Genomic DNA, 1,427 nt, shown 5'->3' with positions numbered 1-1,427 from the left:
GCGGCAGGCTGCGATCTTTTCAGGCGCACTCAGCGCTTGCGCAGAATCACGCTGCCGATCGAGTAACCGGCGCCGAACGAGCTCAGCACGGCCAGCGAACCGCTGGCCAGATCGTCCTGATACTTGTGGAAGGCAATCACCGAGCCGGCAGAGCTGGTGTTGGCGTAGGTGTCGAGAATCACCGGGGCTTCTTCTTCAGTGGCTTCACGGCCCAGCAGCTTGCGCACGATCAGGTGGTTCATGCTCAGGTTGGCCTGGTGCAGCCAGAAGCGCTTGACGTCGCCGACGTTGAGTTTGTTCTCTTCCAGATGCTCACCGATCAGCTCGGCGACCATCGGGCAGACGTCCTTGAACACCTTGCGGCCTTCCTGCACGAACAGTTTGTCGCGGGCCCCGATGCCCTCCTCCGCCGCACGGTTGAGGAAGCCGAAGTTGTTGCGAATGTTGTTGGAGAACTTGGTCAGCAGTTTGGTGCTGACCACATCGAACTGGTACTTGGAGGTCGCCAGGTCGGCGCGCTCAATGATGACTGCCGTCGCCGCGTCGCCGAAGATGAAGTGGCTGTCACGGTCGCGGAAGTTCAGGTGACCGGTGCAGACTTCAGGGTTGACCATCAGGATCGCCCGGGCCTGACCCAGTTGCACGCTGTTGGCCGCCGCCTGAATGCCGAAGGTCGCCGAGGAGCAGGCGACGTTCATGTCGAAACCGAAGCCCTGAATGCCCAGTGCTTCCTGGACTTCGATGGCGATGGCCGGGTAGGCGCGCTGCAGATTGGAGCAGGCGACGATCACGCCGTCGATGTCGGCGGCGGTCTTGCCGGCACGTTGCAGCGCCTGTTCAGCGGCGCCGATGGCCATCTGGCACAGGACCGACCATTCGTCGTTGGAACGCTCCGGCAGACGCGGGGCCATGCGTTGCGGATCGAGAATACCGTCCTTGTCCATGACAAAGCGACTCTTGATGCCGGAGGCCTTTTCGATGAACGCGGCGCTGGATTCGGTCAGCGCCTGGACTTCACCGCGGGCGATGGCATCGGCGTTGTCGGCGTTGAATTGCGCGACATAGGTATTGAAAGACTGCACCAGCTCTTCGTTGGAAATGCTGTTGGCCGGGGTGTACAGGCCGGTGCCGCTGATGACGACGTTATGCATGGTCGTTTCTCTAATCTGTTCAGGCAGAAAGCGCTGGCACCGACGTACCAACACACAAAGGGTCTGTTCCCGTCCGCAGGACGCTGACCTGGCATCGCTTTATTCCGCCACGTGACCCGGCCGAAGGCTCTGGGTCACGAAACCGGCGTTTATGGTCGCGAAGTTTGCCATAAACCTTGGCTTTTGGCGCCTTTCTCATGCCAAACCCAATCACTGTAGGAGCTGCCGAAGGCTGCGATCTTTTGATCTTGTTCCTGTAAAAAAGCAAAATCAAAA

1 protein-coding gene is annotated in these 1,427 nt (G+C 59.8%); it reads right to left on the bottom strand.

Going from position 1 to position 1,427, the window contains the following annotated elements; genetic code table 11:
- Nucleotides 1-29: 29 nt before the first annotated feature.
- Nucleotides 30-1,151, bottom strand: coding sequence for a beta-ketoacyl-ACP synthase III (locus tag HT737_RS22915; RefSeq protein WP_095667230.1), 1,122 nt, complete (start codon nt 1,149-1,151; stop codon nt 30-32).
- Nucleotides 1,152-1,427: the final 276 nt, after the last annotated feature.

Origin of the sequence: Pseudomonas sp. MD195_PC81_125 (assembly GCF_014060985.1) — a bacterium.
Classification (GTDB): Bacteria; Pseudomonadota; Gammaproteobacteria; order Pseudomonadales; family Pseudomonadaceae; genus Aquipseudomonas; species Aquipseudomonas parakoreensis.
The sequence above is the reverse complement of the archived record's forward strand: the minus strand, read 5'-3'. Positions and strand labels throughout refer to the sequence as shown.